Origin of the sequence: Bradyrhizobium sp. LLZ17 (assembly GCF_041200145.1) — a bacterium.
In the GTDB taxonomy this organism is placed as follows: domain Bacteria; phylum Pseudomonadota; class Alphaproteobacteria; order Rhizobiales; family Xanthobacteraceae; genus Bradyrhizobium.
The window spans coordinates 4,433,562-4,451,152 of sequence record NZ_CP165734.1; the positions used below are offsets into that span (position 1 = coordinate 4,433,562).

General features: G+C 65.0%; 13 protein-coding genes and 4 pseudogenes. 7 read left to right on the forward strand and 10 right to left on the reverse strand.

The window, feature by feature from the left end:
• The first annotated feature begins 59 nt into the window (after positions 1–59).
• Complete coding sequence (locus AB8Z38_RS21375; RefSeq protein ID WP_369719805.1) at positions 60–305, forward strand: PilZ domain-containing protein; 246 nt, start codon at positions 60–62, stop codon at positions 303–305.
• A gap of 203 nt (positions 306–508) precedes the next feature.
• Here AB8Z38_RS21375 and AB8Z38_RS21380 read toward each other — a convergent pair whose 3' ends face one another.
• From AB8Z38_RS21380 to cobS, 5 genes are all read right to left on the reverse strand, one after another.
• Complete coding sequence (locus tag AB8Z38_RS21380; RefSeq protein WP_369719806.1) at positions 509–916, reverse strand: hypothetical protein; 408 nt, start codon at positions 914–916, stop codon at positions 509–511.
• 276 nt (positions 917–1,192) lie between these two features.
• Positions 1,193–2,305, reverse strand: a complete 1,113-nt coding sequence (locus AB8Z38_RS21385; RefSeq protein ID WP_369719807.1) for an NADH:flavin oxidoreductase/NADH oxidase — start codon at positions 2,303–2,305, stop codon at positions 1,193–1,195.
• Positions 2,306–2,603: 298 nt separating this feature from the next.
• Positions 2,604–3,665, reverse strand: coding sequence for an esterase-like activity of phytase family protein (locus AB8Z38_RS21390; protein WP_369719808.1), 1,062 nt, complete (start codon positions 3,663–3,665; stop codon positions 2,604–2,606).
• Entirely contained in the window at positions 3,662–5,566 is a 1,905-nt protein-coding gene (gene cobT, locus AB8Z38_RS21395) for a cobaltochelatase subunit CobT (RefSeq protein WP_369719809.1), read from the reverse strand. The genes AB8Z38_RS21390 and cobT overlap by 4 nt, the downstream gene beginning before the upstream one ends.
• Before the next feature lie 145 nt (positions 5,567–5,711).
• Positions 5,712–6,710 (reverse strand): cobaltochelatase subunit CobS, encoded by a 999-nt coding sequence (cobS, locus tag AB8Z38_RS21400; protein WP_369719810.1) that lies wholly within the window; start codon positions 6,708–6,710, stop codon positions 5,712–5,714.
• 297 nt (positions 6,711–7,007) lie between these two features.
• Between cobS and AB8Z38_RS21405 the strand changes: the two genes are divergently transcribed.
• From AB8Z38_RS21405 to AB8Z38_RS21420, 4 genes are all read left to right on the forward strand, one after another.
• Positions 7,008–7,667, forward strand: coding sequence for a DedA family protein (locus tag AB8Z38_RS21405; RefSeq protein ID WP_369719811.1), 660 nt, complete (start codon positions 7,008–7,010; stop codon positions 7,665–7,667).
• Between the two features lie 212 nt (positions 7,668–7,879).
• Positions 7,880–8,875, forward strand: coding sequence for an NrtA/SsuA/CpmA family ABC transporter substrate-binding protein (locus tag AB8Z38_RS21410; protein ID WP_369719812.1), 996 nt, complete (start codon positions 7,880–7,882; stop codon positions 8,873–8,875).
• Between the two features lie 38 nt (positions 8,876–8,913).
• Complete coding sequence (locus AB8Z38_RS21415; RefSeq protein WP_369719813.1) at positions 8,914–9,651, forward strand: ABC transporter permease; 738 nt, start codon at positions 8,914–8,916, stop codon at positions 9,649–9,651.
• The gene (locus tag AB8Z38_RS21420; RefSeq protein ID WP_369719814.1) at positions 9,639–10,517 is read left to right on the forward strand and encodes an ABC transporter ATP-binding protein; all 879 of its coding nucleotides are present in this window, start codon (positions 9,639–9,641) and stop codon (positions 10,515–10,517) included. The genes AB8Z38_RS21415 and AB8Z38_RS21420 overlap by 13 nt, the downstream gene beginning before the upstream one ends.
• On the opposite strand, the gene AB8Z38_RS21425 is transcribed toward AB8Z38_RS21420, so the two are convergent.
• On the reverse strand, positions 10,444–11,148 hold the full coding sequence (locus tag AB8Z38_RS21425; RefSeq protein WP_369719815.1) for a lipocalin-like domain-containing protein: 705 nt from the start codon (positions 11,146–11,148) through the stop codon (positions 10,444–10,446). The genes AB8Z38_RS21420 and AB8Z38_RS21425 overlap by 74 nt on opposite strands.
• A 228-nt stretch (positions 11,149–11,376) precedes the next feature.
• Here AB8Z38_RS21425 and AB8Z38_RS21430 point away from each other — a divergent pair, with 228 nt between their 5' ends.
• On the forward strand, positions 11,377–12,099 hold the full coding sequence (locus tag AB8Z38_RS21430) for a Crp/Fnr family transcriptional regulator (RefSeq protein WP_369719816.1): 723 nt from the start codon (positions 11,377–11,379) through the stop codon (positions 12,097–12,099).
• Here AB8Z38_RS21430 and AB8Z38_RS21435 read toward each other — a convergent pair.
• From AB8Z38_RS21435 to AB8Z38_RS21450, 4 genes and pseudogenes are all read right to left on the reverse strand, one after another.
• Complete coding sequence (locus AB8Z38_RS21435) at positions 12,096–13,010, reverse strand: amidase family protein (protein WP_369719817.1); 915 nt, start codon at positions 13,008–13,010, stop codon at positions 12,096–12,098. The two genes, AB8Z38_RS21430 and AB8Z38_RS21435, sit on opposite strands and share 4 nt — an antisense overlap.
• A 128-nt stretch (positions 13,011–13,138) precedes the next feature.
• Positions 13,139–13,477: pseudogene (locus AB8Z38_RS21440) on the reverse strand (amidase family protein); the annotation flags it as partial.
• A gap of 92 nt (positions 13,478–13,569) precedes the next feature.
• Positions 13,570–14,855: pseudogene (locus AB8Z38_RS21445) on the reverse strand (cytochrome P450).
• A 204-nt stretch (positions 14,856–15,059) separates the two neighbouring features.
• Positions 15,060–16,280: pseudogene (locus AB8Z38_RS21450) on the reverse strand (citrate synthase family protein).
• A gap of 79 nt (positions 16,281–16,359) precedes the next feature.
• Between AB8Z38_RS21450 and AB8Z38_RS21455 the strand changes: the two are divergent.
• Positions 16,360–17,453, forward strand: a pseudogene (locus AB8Z38_RS21455) (citrate synthase/methylcitrate synthase).
• Positions 17,454–17,591: the final 138 nt, after the last annotated feature.

Below are 17,591 nucleotides of genomic sequence, written 5' to 3' on the forward strand. Positions count from 1 at the left end.
ATCTTTCGTGCATCATTGGAACTCACCGCCGCCAGTCGCGGAGTTGGAGGAGAGTGCCAATGCATCCGCGCCGACATACACGGGTGAAACCCGTCGGCCTGGTGTCCCGCCAGGCCAAGATCATCACCGACCCGCGCGCGCCGGTGATCCCGTGCACGCTGATCGACTATTCCGCCGGCGGCGCCTGCGTCGATCTCGGCGGCCAGGTGAAGATCCCCGACCGCTTCGAGCTGCTGCACGTCAACACCAAGAAACGCTGCCGCATCGCGTGGAAGCGCGGGACCAGGATCGGCGTGGTGTTTTAGCGGGCGCGATTGCTTACCCTCCCCTGGAGGGGTCCGAGACGAGCGTAGCTCGCTCGTGGGTCGGCTCACATGAAGCGTAGCGGAATGTGAGACGGGGTGGGGTGACGGTCTCTCCGCATCCAACAGTGCCCGAGTGGAGAGATCACCCCACCCCGCTCGCGCTCCGCGCGATCGACCCTCCCCTTCAGGGGAGGGTAAGCAGGCTACTTCCGCATCCGGGCTTTCGCGCCGGCGATGATCTGCATGGCTACTCCCGCGATCCAGGCCAGCAGCACGAGCCAGGTCAGCGCGCTGTGCGGCTCGAGCCGCAGCACGATAACGGCGACGGAGGCGAGTGAGGCAATCGTTGCGAGGAAGGTGCCGGCGGAGCTCAGCAATTCCGCGGCGTCGATCCGGCTGTGCGCTTCGTCGAACGGAAGCTGCGGCGTGTCGATGCCGATATAGAAGCCGACGACGCCGAGCAGCATCATCAGCATCAGAAAGCCTTGCGTGGTGAGCTGCGGGATCGCCGAGCCGACATGGGCGCCGACGAACAGCCCGCACGCGGCCCCGGCCATCGCAAGGCCGATCCGCTCCAGCACATGGGCCGCTTTCCGGAAACGAAATCGCATGGCGGGCCTCCCGCGGCGTCTGATGCGCAACAGGTTAGGCCTGTTTTGCCGCCGGTGGAAGCTGAGGGGAGTTACGGATGCGTGAGGGGCGGCGTGGTCATGCTACATTCTCAGCCGTCGTCCCGGCGAAGGCCGGGACCCATAACCACAGGGAGTGGTTTGACGAAGACTCGTCGTTCGGTACGCCTACGGCCCGCAATCGATAGATCACGCGGTATGGGTCCCGGCCTTCGCCGGGACGACAGCGGAGTTTGGCTCGCGCCGCACTCACATCCCTCACCGTGCCCCAAACGTGGTCTTGCCGAACAGCTCCTTCTGCGTCGAGGGCTGCGAGCGCCAGTATTGCGGCGGGGCTTCGACCTGGCCGCCGAGTTCGGCCGCGGCGTGCCAGCCCCAGCGCGGGTCGTAGAGCATGCCGCGGGCGAGCGCGACCATGTCGGCCTTGCCGCTCGCCACGATCTCTTCCGCCTGCCTGGCGTCCGTGATCAGGCCGACGGCGATGGTCGGCAATCCCGTCTCGCGCTTGATGGCGTCCGCGAACTGCACCTGGTAGCCGGGCCCGAGCGCGATCTTCTGCAGCGGCGAGACGCCGCCGGACGAGGCATCGATCCAGTCGACGCCGCGCGCCTTGAGCGCCCTGGCGAAGGCGATGGTCTGCGCCAGGTCCCAGCCGCCCTCGACCCAATCGGTCGACGACACCCGCATGCCGACCGGCTTGTCGTGCGGGACCACGGCGCGCACCGCGTCGAACACCTCGAGCGGAAAGCGCATGCGGTTCTCAAGCGAGCCGCCATATTCGTCGGTGCGCCTGTTGGAGATCGGCGAGAGGAACTGATGCAGGAGATAGCCGTGCGCGCCGTGCAGCTCGATGGCGTCGATGCCGATCCGCATCGCCCGCGTCGCGCTGTCGACGAAGGCATCGCGGATGCGCGTCAGCCCGGCGGCGTCGAGCGCGAGCGGCGCGGCCTCGCCCTCCTTGTGCGGCAGCGCCGATGGCGCCACCGCCTGCCAGCCGCCTTCACTCACCGGAATCTGCTGCCCGCCGTCCCAGGGCCGCGCGCTCGACGCTTTGCGGCCCGCATGCGCGAGCTGCATTCCGATCGCGGTGGAGGAATGTTTTCGTACGGAGGTGAGGATCTGCTTCAGCGCCGCCTCGCAGGCATCGCTGTAGAGCCCGAGGCAGCCCGGCGTGATGCGGCCGATCGCCTCGACATGGGTCGCCTCGATGCAGAACATCGCCGCGCCCGACAGCGCGAGATTGTTGATGTGGGTGAAATGCCAGTCATTGGCGACGCCGTCGTCGGCCGAATACTGGCACATCGGCGACACCACGACACGATTCTTCAGCGTCAGGCCGCGCAGCTTGATCGGGGAAAACAGGGCGCTCATGCGGGGAGTTCCGGAGATGGGAGGGCGGGAGTTGGAGAGAGTGTAGTGAGCGACGCGCCGATTGCCAGCCGCGCGACCGACATGGCGGCTCGCGGCGGGATGCATTGCGGTGCGGCTTTGGCGCAAGGCCACACACTCCGCCGTCGTCCTGGCGAAAGCCAGGACCCATACCGCGAGGTCTGTCGATGGCGGATGGTGCCGATCCCGAACGACAAATCTTCGCCAAACGTCTCCCTGGGGTATCGCGACGAGCGCAAGGGCGCTCGCGCGGGGGTCCCGGCCTTCGCCGGGACGACGATCACTCCACTAGCGTGAACTGCAGCAGCAGGGTGCGCTGGAGCAGGGAGAAATTGTCGTCCGAGACCATTGTCAGCACGGTCTCGCCCTCGGCCGTGACGTGGGCGTCGATGCCTTCCATGTTGTCGACCTCGTGGCCGAGATCGGCGTTGAACAGCACGGGCCCGTCGACCAGCGCGCCCGGCGCGATCGCGTTCAGCGGGATCGAGCGGATGCGGATGTTGATGCCGGTGAACCAGGAGAATTTGCGTTCGAGAATCAGAAGCTCGCCGGACGGCAGCAGCACCGCGTCGCTGATGAACTGCTGCTCGGTGCGGCGGATGCTGAACTGGCCCGGCGACGGGCCGCCGATCAAGAATCCGATCAGATTGCCGTCGGCATCGAAGCCGCCTTCCGACAGCGCGATCAGCGTGCCCGCGAGCGGCTGGCCTTTTGGGACGAACACCAGCGCCTCGAGCCCCTTGTTGTAGGGGAGCTTGCGCAAAGCCGGCGGCGTCGGCAGCACCTCGCCGCGCGCGCGGATGCCGCCCTTCGACAAATCGAACCGCATGATCTGGTTGACGCGCTCGAGCCCGACATAGACGACATCGCCGTCGCGCGCGAGCGACTCGGTGTCGTACCAGAGCCGTTTCTCGGTGATCGGCCGCCCCTCGGCATTGAGCATGGGTGCGGCCTCGACGTCGTCGAGCCCGACCATCCTGCCGCCGGAATAGCGGATGCTGCCGGTGAACCAGCTGCCCTGGTCGGACAACGCGAGGAAGCGCTCGCCCTTGCTGTCGAGGAAGCGGAAGCCGGACAGGCCGCCGAAGCCGCGATGCGGCGAGGTCAACACGAGACCGCTGCGATATTGCAGCGAGCCGAAGCGCGTCCGCGCACGATCGCGCGGCTCGAAATCCGGAATTGCCCGCGCGTTGACGTCAATGCCGACCGGCGCGGTGACGGCATGCTCGACAAGCGCCGGCTTCGACGCCGTTTGCGCCTGTGCCAACCGAGGCGTCAAGAGAGTGGAAAATCCCGCCGCCGCATGGCCGAGAAAGCTGCGGCGGGATTGTTGCGTGCTCACGAATGCAGTTTGCGTCGCGGGCGGTTCGCCGGCTGGCTCGGCGCCGTGTTGGTCTCGCTGAAGAGTTCGGCGAGCTTCTCGGTGATGGCGCCGCCGAGTTCTTCCGCGTCCACGATCGTCACCGCGCGGCGATAATAGCGCGTGACGTCATGGCCGATGCCGATCGCGATCAGCTCGACCGGCGAGCGGGTCTCGATCTCCTCGATGATGTGGCGCAGATGCCGCTCGAGATAATTGCCGGGATTGACCGACAGCGTGGAATCGTCGACCGGCGCACCGTCGGAGATCATCATCAGGATCTTGCGCTGCTCGGGCCGACCGAGCAGGCGCTTGTGCGCCCAGTCCAACGCCTCGCCGTCGATGTTCTCCTTGAGCAGGCCCTCGCGCATCATCAGCCCGAGATTCTTGCGCGCACGGCGCCATGGGGCGTCGGCTGATTTGTAGATGATGTGGCGGAGATCGTTGAGACGGCCGGGACTGGCCGGCTTGCCGGCGGCAAGCCACGCCTCGCGCGACTGCCCGCCCTTCCAGGCGCGGGTGGTGAAGCCGAGAATCTCGACCTTGACGCCGCAACGCTCCAGCGTGCGCGCGAGGATGTCGGCGCAGGTCGCCGCCACCGTGATCGGGCGCCCGCGCATCGAGCCGGAATTGTCGAGCAGCAGCGTCACCACGGTGTCGCGGAACGTCGCCTCCTTCTCGTGCATGAAGGACAGCGGGTGATAGGGATCGGTCACCACGCGCGACAGCCGCGCAGGGTCCAGAATGCCCTCTTCGAGGTCGAACTCCCAGGCGCGGTTCTGCTGCGCCATCAAGCGCCGCTGCAGCCGGTTGGCGAGACGCGCGACGATGCCTTGCAGATGCGCGAGCTGCTTGTCGAGATAGGCGCGCAGCCGCTCCAGCTCGTCATGGTCGCAGAGATCCTCGGCGGCGATGACCTCGTCGAATTTCGGCGCAAAGGCGTGATATTCCGGCCCGCGCGGCTCGTTCTTGCCGTGCGAATTCGGACGCGTCGCCTCGCCCGGGGTCTCGTCGTCGCCGAGCTCGCCGTCGTCGAAGGTATCGGAGGTCGAGGCCTGCGCGCTTTCCATCGCGCTCTCGCTCATCTCCTCGCTCGAGGCCTGCGCCTGGTCGGCGCTCATCTCCTGGGCGGCATCGGAATCGGGCGAACCCTCGGCGCCGGACTGGTCGTTGTCGCCGTCGCGGTTCTCGTCGTTCTCGTCGTTGTCCTCGCTGTCGGCGTTGCGCTCGTCGCCGAGCTCGAGCGCCGAGAGCAGATCATGCACGGCGTCGCCGAACCGGGTCTGGTCCTCGACCACGCCGTCGAGCCGGTCGAGCCGCTTGCCGATCTTGTCTTCGAGAATGGGCCGCCAGAGATCGACGACCTTCCTGGCCGCCGTCGGCGGCGCCATGCCGGTCAGCCGCTCGCGCACCAGCATCGCCAGCGCGTCGGCCAGCGGCGCATCGGCGCGGTCGGTGATCTCGTCGAACTTGCCGCGATGGAAGTGATCGTCGAGCATCGCGGTGAGGTTTTTCGCAACGCCAGCCATGCGGCGCGCGCCGATCGCCTCGACGCGGGCCTGCTCGACCGCCTCGAACACGCCGCGCGCCTGCGGATTGCCGGGCATCAGCTTGCGATGCAGCTTCGGATCGTGACAGGCGAGCTTCAGCGCGATGGAATCGGCGTGGCCGCGCACGATCGCGGCATCGCGCTTGGTCATCTTGCGCGCGGGCTCGGGCAGCCGCGCCTTGCCGGGCGCAAGGCCCGGCCGCTCGGCCGCGAAGCTGACCTCGAGCTCGGGCGTCTTCGCGATCGCCTTGAGGCACGACGCCACCGACCGCTTGAACGGCTCGGTCGGGGCTTCCTTGGTGTTGCGGAATTTGCTGTTGGAGGTGGTGCTCATGTCGCCTTTACCCGTCGTCCCGGCGAAGGTCGGGACCCATAACCACCGGTAGTCATTGCGTCAGGAGAAACGACCCGCGTCGATTCAATCGAGACATCCCGCGGTATGGGTCCCGGCCTTCGCCGGGACGACACACCGCAAGGGCTCAGCTCAGCGCCACGTTGACGGCCGATTCCGCCAGCTCCGCGTTGAAGCAGCGCTGATAGAACTCGGCGACCAGCGGACGCTCGAGCTCGTCGCATTTGTTGAGGAAGGTGACGCGGAACGCGAAGCCGATATCGCCGAAGATGTCGGCGTTCTCCGCCCAGGTGATCACCGTGCGCGGGCTCATCACCGTCGACAGATCGCCATTGGCGAACGCGTTACGCGAGAGATCGGCCAGCCGCACCATCTTGTTGACGATGTCGCGGCCCTCCTGGGTGCGATAGTGCTTGGCCTTGGCCAGCACGATCTCCACTTCCTCGTCGTGGCTGAGGTAGTTCAGCGTCGTGACGATCGACCAGCGGTCCATCTGGCCCTGGTTGATCTGCTGGGTGCCGTGATAGAGGCCCGAAGTGTCGCCGAGGCCGACGGTGTTGGCGGTCGAAAACATGCGGAACGCCGGGTGCGGCTTGATCACCTTGTTCTGGTCGAGCAGCGTCAGGCGGCCGGACACTTCCAGCACGCGCTGGATCACGAACATCACGTCGGGGCGGCCGGCGTCGTATTCGTCGAACACCAGCGCGATGTTGTGCTGAAGCGCCCAGGGCAGGATGCCGTCGCGGAATTCGGTGACCTGCTTGCCGTCGCGGACCACGATCGAGTCCTTGCCGACGAGGTCGATACGGCTGATGTGGCTGTCGAGGTTGACGCGGACGCAGGGCCAGTTCAGGCGCGCCGCAACCTGCTCGATATGGGTGGATTTGCCGGTGCCGTGATAGCCGGTCACCATGACGCGGCGGTTTTTGGCGAAACCGGCGAGAATGGCAAGCGTGGTAGCGCGGTCGAAGCGGTAGTCGGCATCGACTTCCGGGACGTGAGGATCGACTTCGGAATAGGCCGGCACTTCGAGATCGGTATCGATCCCAAAGACCTGGCGCACCGACACTTTCATGTCGGGCAGACCGGAAACTTCCTCAACTTTGGACAGGGCGGCGGTCGTCATCAATCCTCCGAGGCCCCGGGCGGTCCCGAGACCAGTTATTTGCACGTTGGCTGCGGCTGGGTGCGGCTGCGAACCTATCAGAGACAACGTGCGGGCAGAAGCCCGCGCCCCAATCAAAGTTCCGTTGTCTTTTCATTTAGATAGGCAAGGAGCGCGATTTTGGGAAGGCTGCCCTGCGAATCATGCCGAAATATCATACGGGACGCCTGGCGCTGCCCACGCGAATGGCACTTTTGGCGCCCCCCACTACTTATGTAGGGTCTGAACCCAAATGGCCCCGCCCAGCACAGAGACGACGTGACGTCATTCCTTGATCCCCTCATCTCGTTCGTTTCGGCCCATGCGTGGCTGGCCTATCTGACCCTGTTCCTGGCAGCGCTCCTCGAAGCCGTTCCGGTGGTGGGATCGGTGGTCCCGGGCTCGACCATCATCCTGGCGCTGAGCGCGCTCGTTCCCGGCGACGAGCTCAAGCTGCAATGGGTGCTGCTGGCAGCGGCGCTCGGCGCCGTCCTGGGTGACGGCTCGGCCTATTGGATCGGTCACAAGAGACAACGCGAAATCCTCAACACCTGGCCGCTGACCAATTATCCGCGCGTGGTCGCGGAGAGCGAAAGCTTCTTTCACCGCTTCGGCACCTGGGCGGTGTTCTTCGCCCGCTTCGTGCCGCCGATCCGCGCCTTTGTCCCGGTTACGGCCGGCGCGCTCGACATGCCGCCTGCGCGCTTCTACGCGATCAATATTCCGGCGATTTTGGTGTGGGCGCCTGCGCATGTGCTGCCGGGCGTGCTGGCGGTGTCGGCGCTGCACGAATATGCCGGGGTGCCGGACCACGGGCATCCGTACAAGCACATCTGGATTCTCAGCGTGATCGGCGTGGCCGTCGTCATCGGATTGGCGGTGTGGACCATCCGCCGTCGGCACGGCAGCGGCATCGCGGAAGCCAAGCCGCGGGCTTAGGGCATCAGCTCAGACCTGTGATCCGCCCGCGGGCTCACGGCGGGCCGGAGCGCTCTGTTGCTCAAATTACGGCCTCCTGCACATGGCGATGCGCAAATAGCCGTCAACGGGCGAGCTTGTCGATTAATTGCTTCACGGCGCCTGGCCTTCGGACGACCCTCGGCGATCACAGGCTGGCCGCTGCGGCCGCCAACATTTCCGGGGGTGGTCGCATGCGCTCGACAACAGCTCTTCGCATCGGCTTGTTTGCGATCTCGGCGTGTGCCGGCAGCCTGAATTCCGGCGCCAGGGCCGAAGAGATGCTGAAGGCACGGCTTGCACAGAATCTCGCGCCGATTTCGGGCCTCGCGATCGTCGCCAAGACCAACGGCCTCTTTGCCAAGCAGGGGCTCGATATCTCCGTTTCGAATTTCACCAGCGGAAAGCAGTGCCTCGACACGGTGGTGGGCGGAGGCGCGGACATCGCAACGACCGCCGAAGCCCCGGTCACCGCGGCCGCCATGGCCCAGCAGCCGATCGCCTTCGTGGCCGGCATGGAATACTCCGATCTGAAGACAATGACGGCCGGCTCCGCCGCGATCAGGACGAAGGCCGATTTGCGCGGCAAGCGCATCGGCTTCACGGCCGGGACCGGCAGCGAGGTCTACACGTCGGTCCTGTTGAAGGCGGCGGGGCTCACCGCCAAGGACGTGACGCTGGTCAATCTTCGCCCCCAGGAGATGCTGCCGGCGCTGGCGGCGGGGAGTCTGGATGCGTTCGATACCTGGGAGCCGCATGTAGCGAATGCAAAGAAGGCTCTCGGCGAGGCTGCCGTCCCGCTCGACACCAAAGGGCTCTACTCGGAGAGCTTCAACATTGTCGTGATGCGGTCCTATCTCGACGCCAATCCCGCCATCGTCGGCAAATTCCTGACGGCTCTCATTGAAGCCGAGGGCTGGGTCAAGGCGCATCCGGATGAAGCAATCGACATTGTTGCCACTGCATCCGGCATGAAGCGCGACGACCTGGCGCCGATCTGGCCGGATTACGTCTTTCACGTGCGCCTCGACGACAAGCTGCTCGAGACGCTGAAGACGCACGCCGGCTGGCGGCTTGAAACCGGCAATCATCCGCCGGGGGCGGTCATGCCCGATTTCTCCAAGATCATCGCGACTGCGCCGCTGAAAGCGCTGGATGCCGCACGTGTGACATTGTCGGCCAATCCATGAGCGTCGGCGGACGCAGCGGCTCCAATACGGCCGGACGCGTGAGCGTGCTTGTCGGCGTGCTCTCCGTGCCGGCTTTCGTCGGCGTCTGGGAATTGATTGCACGATTGCGGATCGTCAATGCGGTGCTGTTTCCGCCGCCCTCGACGGTCGCTGTTGCTGTCCTGGACTGGATCCATAGCGGTCAATTCTTCGGCGATCTTGCCGCGAGCCTGTTTCGCGTCACGGCGGGATTCCTGATCGGTGCCGCCGGAGGAATCCTGCTGGGCGTCCTGACCGGTCAGTTCCGGCTGGTCTCGAGCCTGCTCTCGCCCCTGTTCCATATTCTTCGCCCGATCCCGCCAATCGCCTTTGTGCCGATCGTGATCCTGTGGTTCGGGCTGTCGGAGACGGGCAAACTGTTTCTGGTCGTCTGGGGTGTGTTCTTCACCGTGTGGCTCGCGACCCATATCGGCGTGCAGAAGGTCGACCGCGGCCTTATTCGTGCTGCGCTGATGCTCGGCACGCCCCGACGGCAGATGTTGGGCGAGGTCGTGCTTTTGGGCGCGCTACCCTACATCGTCGTCGGTGTGCGCACCGCCGTGAGCATCTCCTTTTACACGCTCGTCGCCGCTGAGCTTGCCGGCGCGTTTTCCGGCATCGTCTACCGGATCGAGATCGCGCAACAGAATATGCAGACCGGACAGGTCATGGGAGGACTTGCCGCGCTCGGACTGCTCTCATTCGTGGCCGATCGTTCCTTCGCGGCGATTGCCGAACGGGCCGTATGGTGGCGATGATGCACAACCCGCTTCGTCCGCCCCCACCGCTGCGATTGGTGGATGCTCCGCCCTCACCTTCCTCGGCAACATCTCAGCCGATCATCCGCGTCGAGGATGTCAGCATCGTCTTCGACGTGCCGCGCGGCCAGTTGATTGCGGTAGACCGGGTGTCACTGGCCGTGGCGTCAGGCGAATTCGTCTCGCTAGTTGGTCCCTCGGGCTGCGGCAAGTCCACGCTCTTGAACGCGATGGCGGGTCTCGAACGGCCGTTCGAAGGCCAGGTGACGGTGGCTGGCAAGCAGATGCTGGCGCCGAGAGCGGATATCGGGATGGTGTTCCAGCAGCCGCATCTATTCCCGTGGAAATCGGTGCGGCGGAATATCGCTCACGGGCCCCGCGCGCTCGGCAAGCCGAAAGCGGAGGCGCTGCGCATTGCGGACCAGCTCATCGACATGATCGGGCTGACAAAATTCGCGGCCGCCTACCCCCACACGCTGTCGGGCGGCATGCAGCAGCGGGTCGCGATTGCACGCGCGCTGGCAAACCAGCCGCGTGTCCTGCTGATGGACGAACCGTTCGGCGCTCTGGACGCGCAGACCCGGGCGGTGATGCAGGACAATCTTCTCGAACTGCGCGACCGCATCAACGCCACCATCGTTTTTGTCACGCACGATATCGACGAAGCCATTCTGCTGTCCGATCGTGTGCTGATCATGAGCGCCGGGCCGGGCCGCATCCTGCGCGATCTTCCGGTCAACCTGCCCCGCCCGCGCTCGAGCGCCATCCTGACCGATCCGGCCTATCTCGCCCTCAAGCGCGACTGCCTCGACCTGATCCGCACCGAAGGCCGCAAGGCGTTCGAGCAAATGGAAACGGTGAGCTAGGAGCGTGTCCCGTAAATCCGATCAGACGCGCGAAGGAAAGCAGGTCCGTTTGCCTTCGAAACCGGAGATGGCCGGTTCGCCTCGGCGGGCCGGTTAACGGGCCACAAGCTGACAAACCGATCAGTTTGCTCGCTTCCAAACCACGTCCACTACGTCTCCACCCGGTGGACGAACGGTCAATGTCAGCTGGTCGCCAGCAATGGTGAAAAAGCGCTTCTGGTCCGTGCCATTCCAGTTTGGAAAGGAACTGCCTTTCGACATGTATTGCGATGCTGCTCTCTGCCTCTCGCAGCGAATAAGTCCCGAAGTAAGTGATCGTGCCGTCCGCCGTTTCTTTGTTTTCTTCAGGGGTAGCCTGCCATAGCGCGTTACTGGCGTATTTGGACCGATCTGATTGCATCACTGTTATGATGTATTTTCCGCCCGCGTCAAAGATCGCCATGCCTGTCGGGCTCGTCCCGTAACGCTCGACTTTGCTACCGTCAGCTTTCTTCTGCTCCCAAGAGAGCAGCATCCACGTACCAACCAGTTGCTCTTTCAACGATTGTTTCTGGCCGAGCGCATCGAAGGGCATCATGGACGATCCAAAAGCTGCAATTATGCATGTGGTAAAAATCACTCGCAAATTCATTTATCTCTCCCGAAGAGAAGAGTGGTCGAGCACGGACAATCCCGGACCTTATCACGCTCGCGGCAAATGAGAATTGCGACCACACTTGAATGGGTCAGAAGGCGAAATGCCGAACTGGTCTGCATACGTCTGCTTTACCCCGAGAAGCGGCACTCCACGCGCCCTCGCCGCAGGGCGAGCTGGCATGGCTCTTGAATAGTTCTGCTCCGACGACAAGGGAGCGGGCAGATGGCAGCGGCAACTCTCAGGGCCACGGCCGGGATCATGCTGGCGGAGTCCGATACCCTGGTCGGCTCGCTGCCAGGCCTGCTCGATCCGCTCAGCGAGGCTGACCGCCGCCGCGTCCTGGCAATCGGACGCAAGGAAGTCCTGCAAACCGGCAAGCATGTCTGGCGCCAGGGCGACACGCAGAACGGCATCTATCTGATCGAATCCGGCCGGATCCGCAGCTATGCAGCCCCCTCCGGGCGCGAGGTGACGCTGGCCTACTGGTTTGCCGGGAATTTCGTCGGCGGGCCGGACCTGTTCGGAGCCGGCGCGCATATGTGGTCTTCCGTTGCAGTCGAACACAGCCGGCTGCTGTTTCTGCCCGGCGCCGCTCTGCGGGAACTTGCGCTTCAGTCGGCGAGCATCGCGGTGGCGCTTCTGGACGCGCTGGCCTTCAAGGCCAGGTGCTACTCCGCGATGGCGCAAATGCTCGGCACGCGGTCGGTGACCGAGCGGCTGCAGCGTCTGCTGATCTTTCTTTCGAACATCTACGGATCGCAGCAGGGCCGCGACATCGTGATCGGCATTCCCTTCACCCACGGCGACCTCGCCAACCTGACCGGCGCGACACGGCAATGGGTGACGGTGCAGCTTTCGCGCATGCAGGCGAGAGGCATCATCCGTTACGACAGGGGCCAGATCGTCATCCTGAACCTGCGCGCCCTCGATCTCGAACTGGTTTAGCCGGCGCCGCGCGAATAGACTTTAAGATCGAAGCGAGCGCCGCCCTGCTCCGGCTGCCATCGTGATGCGAAATCCAGAAGGGCGTGGTCGTGCCATGCAGGTGCCAACAGGGTGACGCCCATGGGCATGCCGGTAGGAAGCGTCGCATTCGGAAGAGCGACCGCGCACAGGTCCAGAAGATTGGCGAAATAGGAGTAATGACCCAGCCGGCTGTTAAGGTTGACGGGGTCCTCCAGCATGTCCGCAATGGTGTAGGGACGTGGTGCGGTCGGCACCACAAGAACATCCATTTGCCTGAACAGCAGCTCCACCTGCCGCCGCAGCTTCAAGAGACGGTGTTGCGCCGCGAATGCATCCGCTCCGGTGAACTGCGCCGCGGAATGCAGAACCTTGCGCGTGACCTCCAGCAACTCACCATGATCGATGTCGATGAGCTTGCTGACCGACGCATAGCGTTCGGCGATCCAGGGTCCCGAAAACAGCATTTCGCCGGCCTCGGCGAAAGGCGTGAAGTCGATCTCGATGGCCTGGCCCCCCAAGCCCGCAAGCCGCTCGCAGGCCTGCTCGTAGAGCGCGTCGCATTCGGGCATCCCGAATGAATTCAGCTGTGAAGCGGACATGCGTCCGAAGCGGAATCGATCGGGAAAAACGGGCGATGCAGCCAGTGCCTTGCGGCTATATGGATCGTGGTCGTCGAAGCCCGCGATGAGCTCCAGCAACAGTTTGCCCTCGGCGGCGGAATTGCAAAAGATCGACGGACAATCGAGCGTCGGGCAGTTCGGGACCAGCCCGCGCGACGAGACCAGGCCGACCGTCGGCTTGACGCCGACGATGCCGTTGAAACCTGCCGGTATCCGGCCGGAGCCGCCGGTGTCGGTTCCAAGCGCGAAAGCAACATGGCCGGCCGCCACGGCAACCGCCGAGCCCGAACTCGATCCGCCCGAGACATAGCGCTCGTCGGCGACGCTCGGGCAGACGCCATAGGCGACCGGGCGCCGGAGAGCCCGGTGGCGAACTGATCCAGATTGGTCTTGCCCAGACAAATGGCGCCCGCGGCAATCAACCGCTCGACGCAGCGGGCCGACCGCTCGGCAACATGAGCGAATGAGGGACAGGCCGCCGTGGTCGGCATGCCCGCCACGTCGATGTTGTCCTTCACGCCGAAGGGAACGCCGAGGAGCGGCAGGTTTTCGCCTTGCGCGCCGCGCCGCGCGAGAGCCTCAACCTCCGCCAGCGCCTGATCGATCGGCTTGAGATGAATCCAGCAATGGCGGCGCCTGTCACGTTCGATGCGGTCGTAGGCCGTTGCGATCGCCGAGCTGAGTTCGGCGGATGTGCGAGGGGCCGGGCTTCGGCTATGCAGGGCGGCTTGCGACACGAACGGCTCCCGGGGAATGACAAGGCGCTGCAACGTGCCGCAGGGAGCGACCGCGGGTAAAGCAATTAAGCGCTCACCTGTTATGTGAGGCCCTAAAGGGCCTTGTTTTGGATTAGTCGCATCGGCAGCCCGTTTGCGGGACGCAGCGTGATGCGCTGGAGCGGCCAGACTTCGGCGTGCGGCAGCAGCTGCATCTGGAAATCGCGGGTCAGGACGGCCAGGACGATTGCAGCCTCCTGCAAGGCGAAAGTCGAGCCGATACAGGTCCGCGGCCCCACTCGAAAGGCAAATAGGCAAAACGCGGAATTGCGCTGCGGGCCTCCGGGAGAAATCGTGAGGGATCGAATGCATCCGGGCGGCTCCAGAGCCGGCGATGTCGATGGAGAACATAGGGCGCGATCACGATCAGCGATCCTGGCTTGACCGCCATGTCACCCAGCACGTCGGCATCGAGCGCGGCACGGCTGAGTGCGGCGATCGGCGGGTAGAGGCGAAGCGCTTCTTCGATGACGGCCTTGGTCACGATCAGCCGGTCGGCCAGGTCATCCCCTGGATTGGTCAATTCCCGTTCAGCTTCCTCAGCGACGCGCGAGCGCCATTCCGGTGCCTGCGACAGCAGGAAGATCGACCAGGCGAGCGTGTTGGCCGTCGTCTCATGTCCCGCCGAAAGAAAAGTGAGGATGTTCGAGCGAACCTCGGTGGGGCTGAGCTGCCGGCCGGTCGAGGGATCCAGCGAACGCAACAGCAGCGTCAAAAGATCGTCCGGCCCCTCGTTTGTGGCAATGGCCGCAAGCCTTTGCTGTCTTGTGCGTATGATGGTGTCGATCACCCCTTCGAAGTAAGCCATCGTGCGACGCAAGCGGCGATGGCCCGGGCGTGGCACGAACTTGGGGACGCCGAACAGGTCGAGCACCCCGATCCGGCCGATCACGCTGAAATAGGCATTCATGGCTTCCCGAAATTCATCGAGGTCGCCACCGATCCCGTCGGAAAAGATCGTGAGCGCGAGCACGTTCAGAGTGACCAGAGCCATCTCTGCGGCGACGTCGACGGTGGCGCCTGGCCCCAAGGCGGCCCACCGCGCGGCCAGTGCGTTGGCAGCCGACAGCATGGCCTTGCTGAAAGAGTTGACGGTCCTGCGCGCGAAGATGGGTGCGAGAATTCGCCGCTGCAGCTCCCAACGCTCGCCTTCGACGCTCAACAAACCGTCGGACAGACCGGCCGCGAGGATGCGGCGCTGGATCGCATCTTTCCGATAGTTCTTGGCATTGTCCATCAGCACGCGCTTGATGGCCTTGGGATCATGAACCAGAAGAGCGTCGGCGAATGGCAGGCGAAGTTTGGCTATCGGCTCGTGGAAAAATCCGCGCTCCAGCATTCGAGCGGGTTTCGCTTCAATCTGATCAACAGCTCGACGAATCCCAGCCGGACGGGCGGCGGATCCGGGGCAGGCGGGCAATAGTGCAATTCGGGGCGCTGCAACATGGCGCGACCAAAAAGAAAAGAGATGCCTGAACTGTAGCGGAATCGGAAAACGTGGCAATCGGTTCCTCGCGCAATCCTTGAGCGGCGGATGGCTTGCCTACCCCTTGGACGCCGTCGCCCTCCGCCCCGACGCCGGCTCCACATAGCGCGCCCGCGGGCGGATCAGTTTGCCGAACTGCAGCTGTTCGCTGGCGTGCGCGATCCAGCCGACGCTGCGGGCCATCGCGAACAGCGCGAGCTCGCTGCCGGCCGGACAGCGCAGCGCGTGCACGAGGACGGCCAGCGCATAGTCGATGTTAACGAACTCGCCGGTCGCCTCCGCGATCCGCTCCGGCACTTCGCGGGTGAATTTTCGCGGTGCGCCGGCGCGCGAGAGCGCGTTGAGCAGCGATTGCGCACGCGGATCGCCGTGCTTGTAGACGCCGTGGCCGAAGCCGGCAAAGCGCTCGCCGAGCGCGACGCGTTCGCGCACCATCGGAGCGACGTCGCGATCGATCAACGCCTTCACGAGCTGCGAGGCGAGCACCCCGGCGCCGCCGTGCTTCGGCCCCTTCAGCGCGGCAAGGCCGGCGATGACGGAATCATAGAGATTGAGCCCGGTCGAGGCCGCGCAACGCGCGGTGAAGGTCGAGGCGTTCAGTTCATGATCGGCCAGCAGCACCAGCGCGCGGCGGATCAGATCCGCGGCATGCTTGTTGTCCGGCGCCCAGGCCCGCGCGATCTGCTGGTGCAGCGGCTCGGATGATGGCTCGGTCGTGAGCATGATCGCAACAAGGAGCCGGACGATGCGCGCGCCGACCAGCGCGCGGCCCTCGGGCGCGCGTGAAGGCGCGGGGATCGGCGCTCGAGGCGAGTGCGAGCACCGCGATGGCGCGGTCAATCGGCGCGGCACGGCGCGCGGCCACCCGATCGCGCGCATCTCGTCGGATATCTCGGGCATGTTGTCCGGCGCAAAAGGATCGATGCCCGAAACGTCCCAAAGCAAGGTCGCGGTGTGCTCGAGCGTGTCGTTCTCGGCGAGGTCGACGCAATTGACGCCGCGGTAGATCGCGCCCGCTTCGGTGATGGTGGAGATCTCCGTGTCCATTACCGGCAAATCGGCGTCGAAACTGCGCAGGCCACGCGGCTCCGGCGACGGCACGCGGCGCTCCTTCAGGGCGCGGACGTCCTCGGCGCGATAGCGGTTTTTTCGCGAGTCCTGGGTCGGCTCGGAGCGGATCAGGCCGCGGCTGACATAGGCGTAGAGGGTGGCCGGCGAGATCGCCAGTTCGGCGGCGGCCTCGCGGGCGGAGAGGTAGAGGCCTTCGGCATTTTTCATATTGATTGATGTAATCAAGATTGATCAATCTGTCGAGAGGCCCGATTTTCCTTGTGGGTAGAACAAGGAGATTTGGGCCATGAACATTCACCTCACCAAAAGCCAGATCGGGCTGGACGGCGTTGCCGCGGCCGAAACCGTGCTGAGCCATGTCGACGGCGAGCGCGGCGAGTTGATCATCGCCGGCGAGCATGTCGGCCGGCTGGCCGCCCAGTCGAGCTTCGAGGGCGTAACCGCCCGGCTCTGGAACGGTGCCAGCAAAACCACGCTGAGCGAGGCCAATATCCGGTCGAGCCTGGGCGCGGCCCGTGAGCGCGCCTTCGCCCGGCTGCCGGACCTACTGCCGGCGACGCGTGGCATGGGCATTGTCGACGGATTTCGTGCGGCGGTCGCCGGCCTTCGCGCCGAGAACGGTTTGGAGCACGAAGCGACCATCGTCGGCGCGTTTCCGGTGATCGCAGGCGCGCTGGTCCGGCGCGCCAAGGGGCTCGATCCCGTCACGCCGGATCCGAACGCGAGCCATGCCGCCGATACGCTTCGGATGCTGCGGGGCACGCCCCGGAGCCGCGTGAGGTCGCAGCGCTGGATGCCTATTTCGTCACGGTCTGCGACCACGGCATGAACGCGTCCACCTTCACCACGCGCGTGGTGGCGTCCACGCAAGCCGATCTGTTCGCTGCGGTCACCGCCGGATATTGCGCACTGACGGGTCCCCTGCATGGCGGCGCGCCCGAGCCCGTGCTGGAAATGCTGGACGCGATCGGCTCGCGCGAGCGGATCCAGCCCTGGGTCGATGCGGCGCTGGCGCGCGGCGAGCGGCTGATGGGTTTTGGCCATCGCGTCTATCGCGTTCGCGATCCGCGCGCCGACGTGCTGAAGGCCGCGATCGAGCGGCTGTCCTCCGATGGCGCCGACCTGCCGTTCGCCGGCGAAGTCGAGGCCTATATCCGCGCAGCGTTGCGCAAGAAGAATCCGGAGCGGCCGCTCGAGACCAATGTCGAGTTCTTCACCGCGATCCTGCTCGATGCGCTCGCGATCCCTCGGCAGGCGTTTACGCCGATCTTCGCGGTCGCGCGCGCCGCAGGGTGGACCGCGCATGCGCGCGAGCAGCAGCGGACGGGGCGGCTGATCCGGCCGAGTTCGTCCTATGTGGGGGCGATGCCTGGCGAATGACGCGCAGGCTGCATGCAGCGAAGCGTATCCGGGTCTACCGATCGTGGTTGCGCGAAAGGCCGGATGACGCTTGCGCTGCATGAGGCTTGGAACGCCGGGGCTTCTGACGACTTATCTATCTGCCCCCCGCGGATCTGG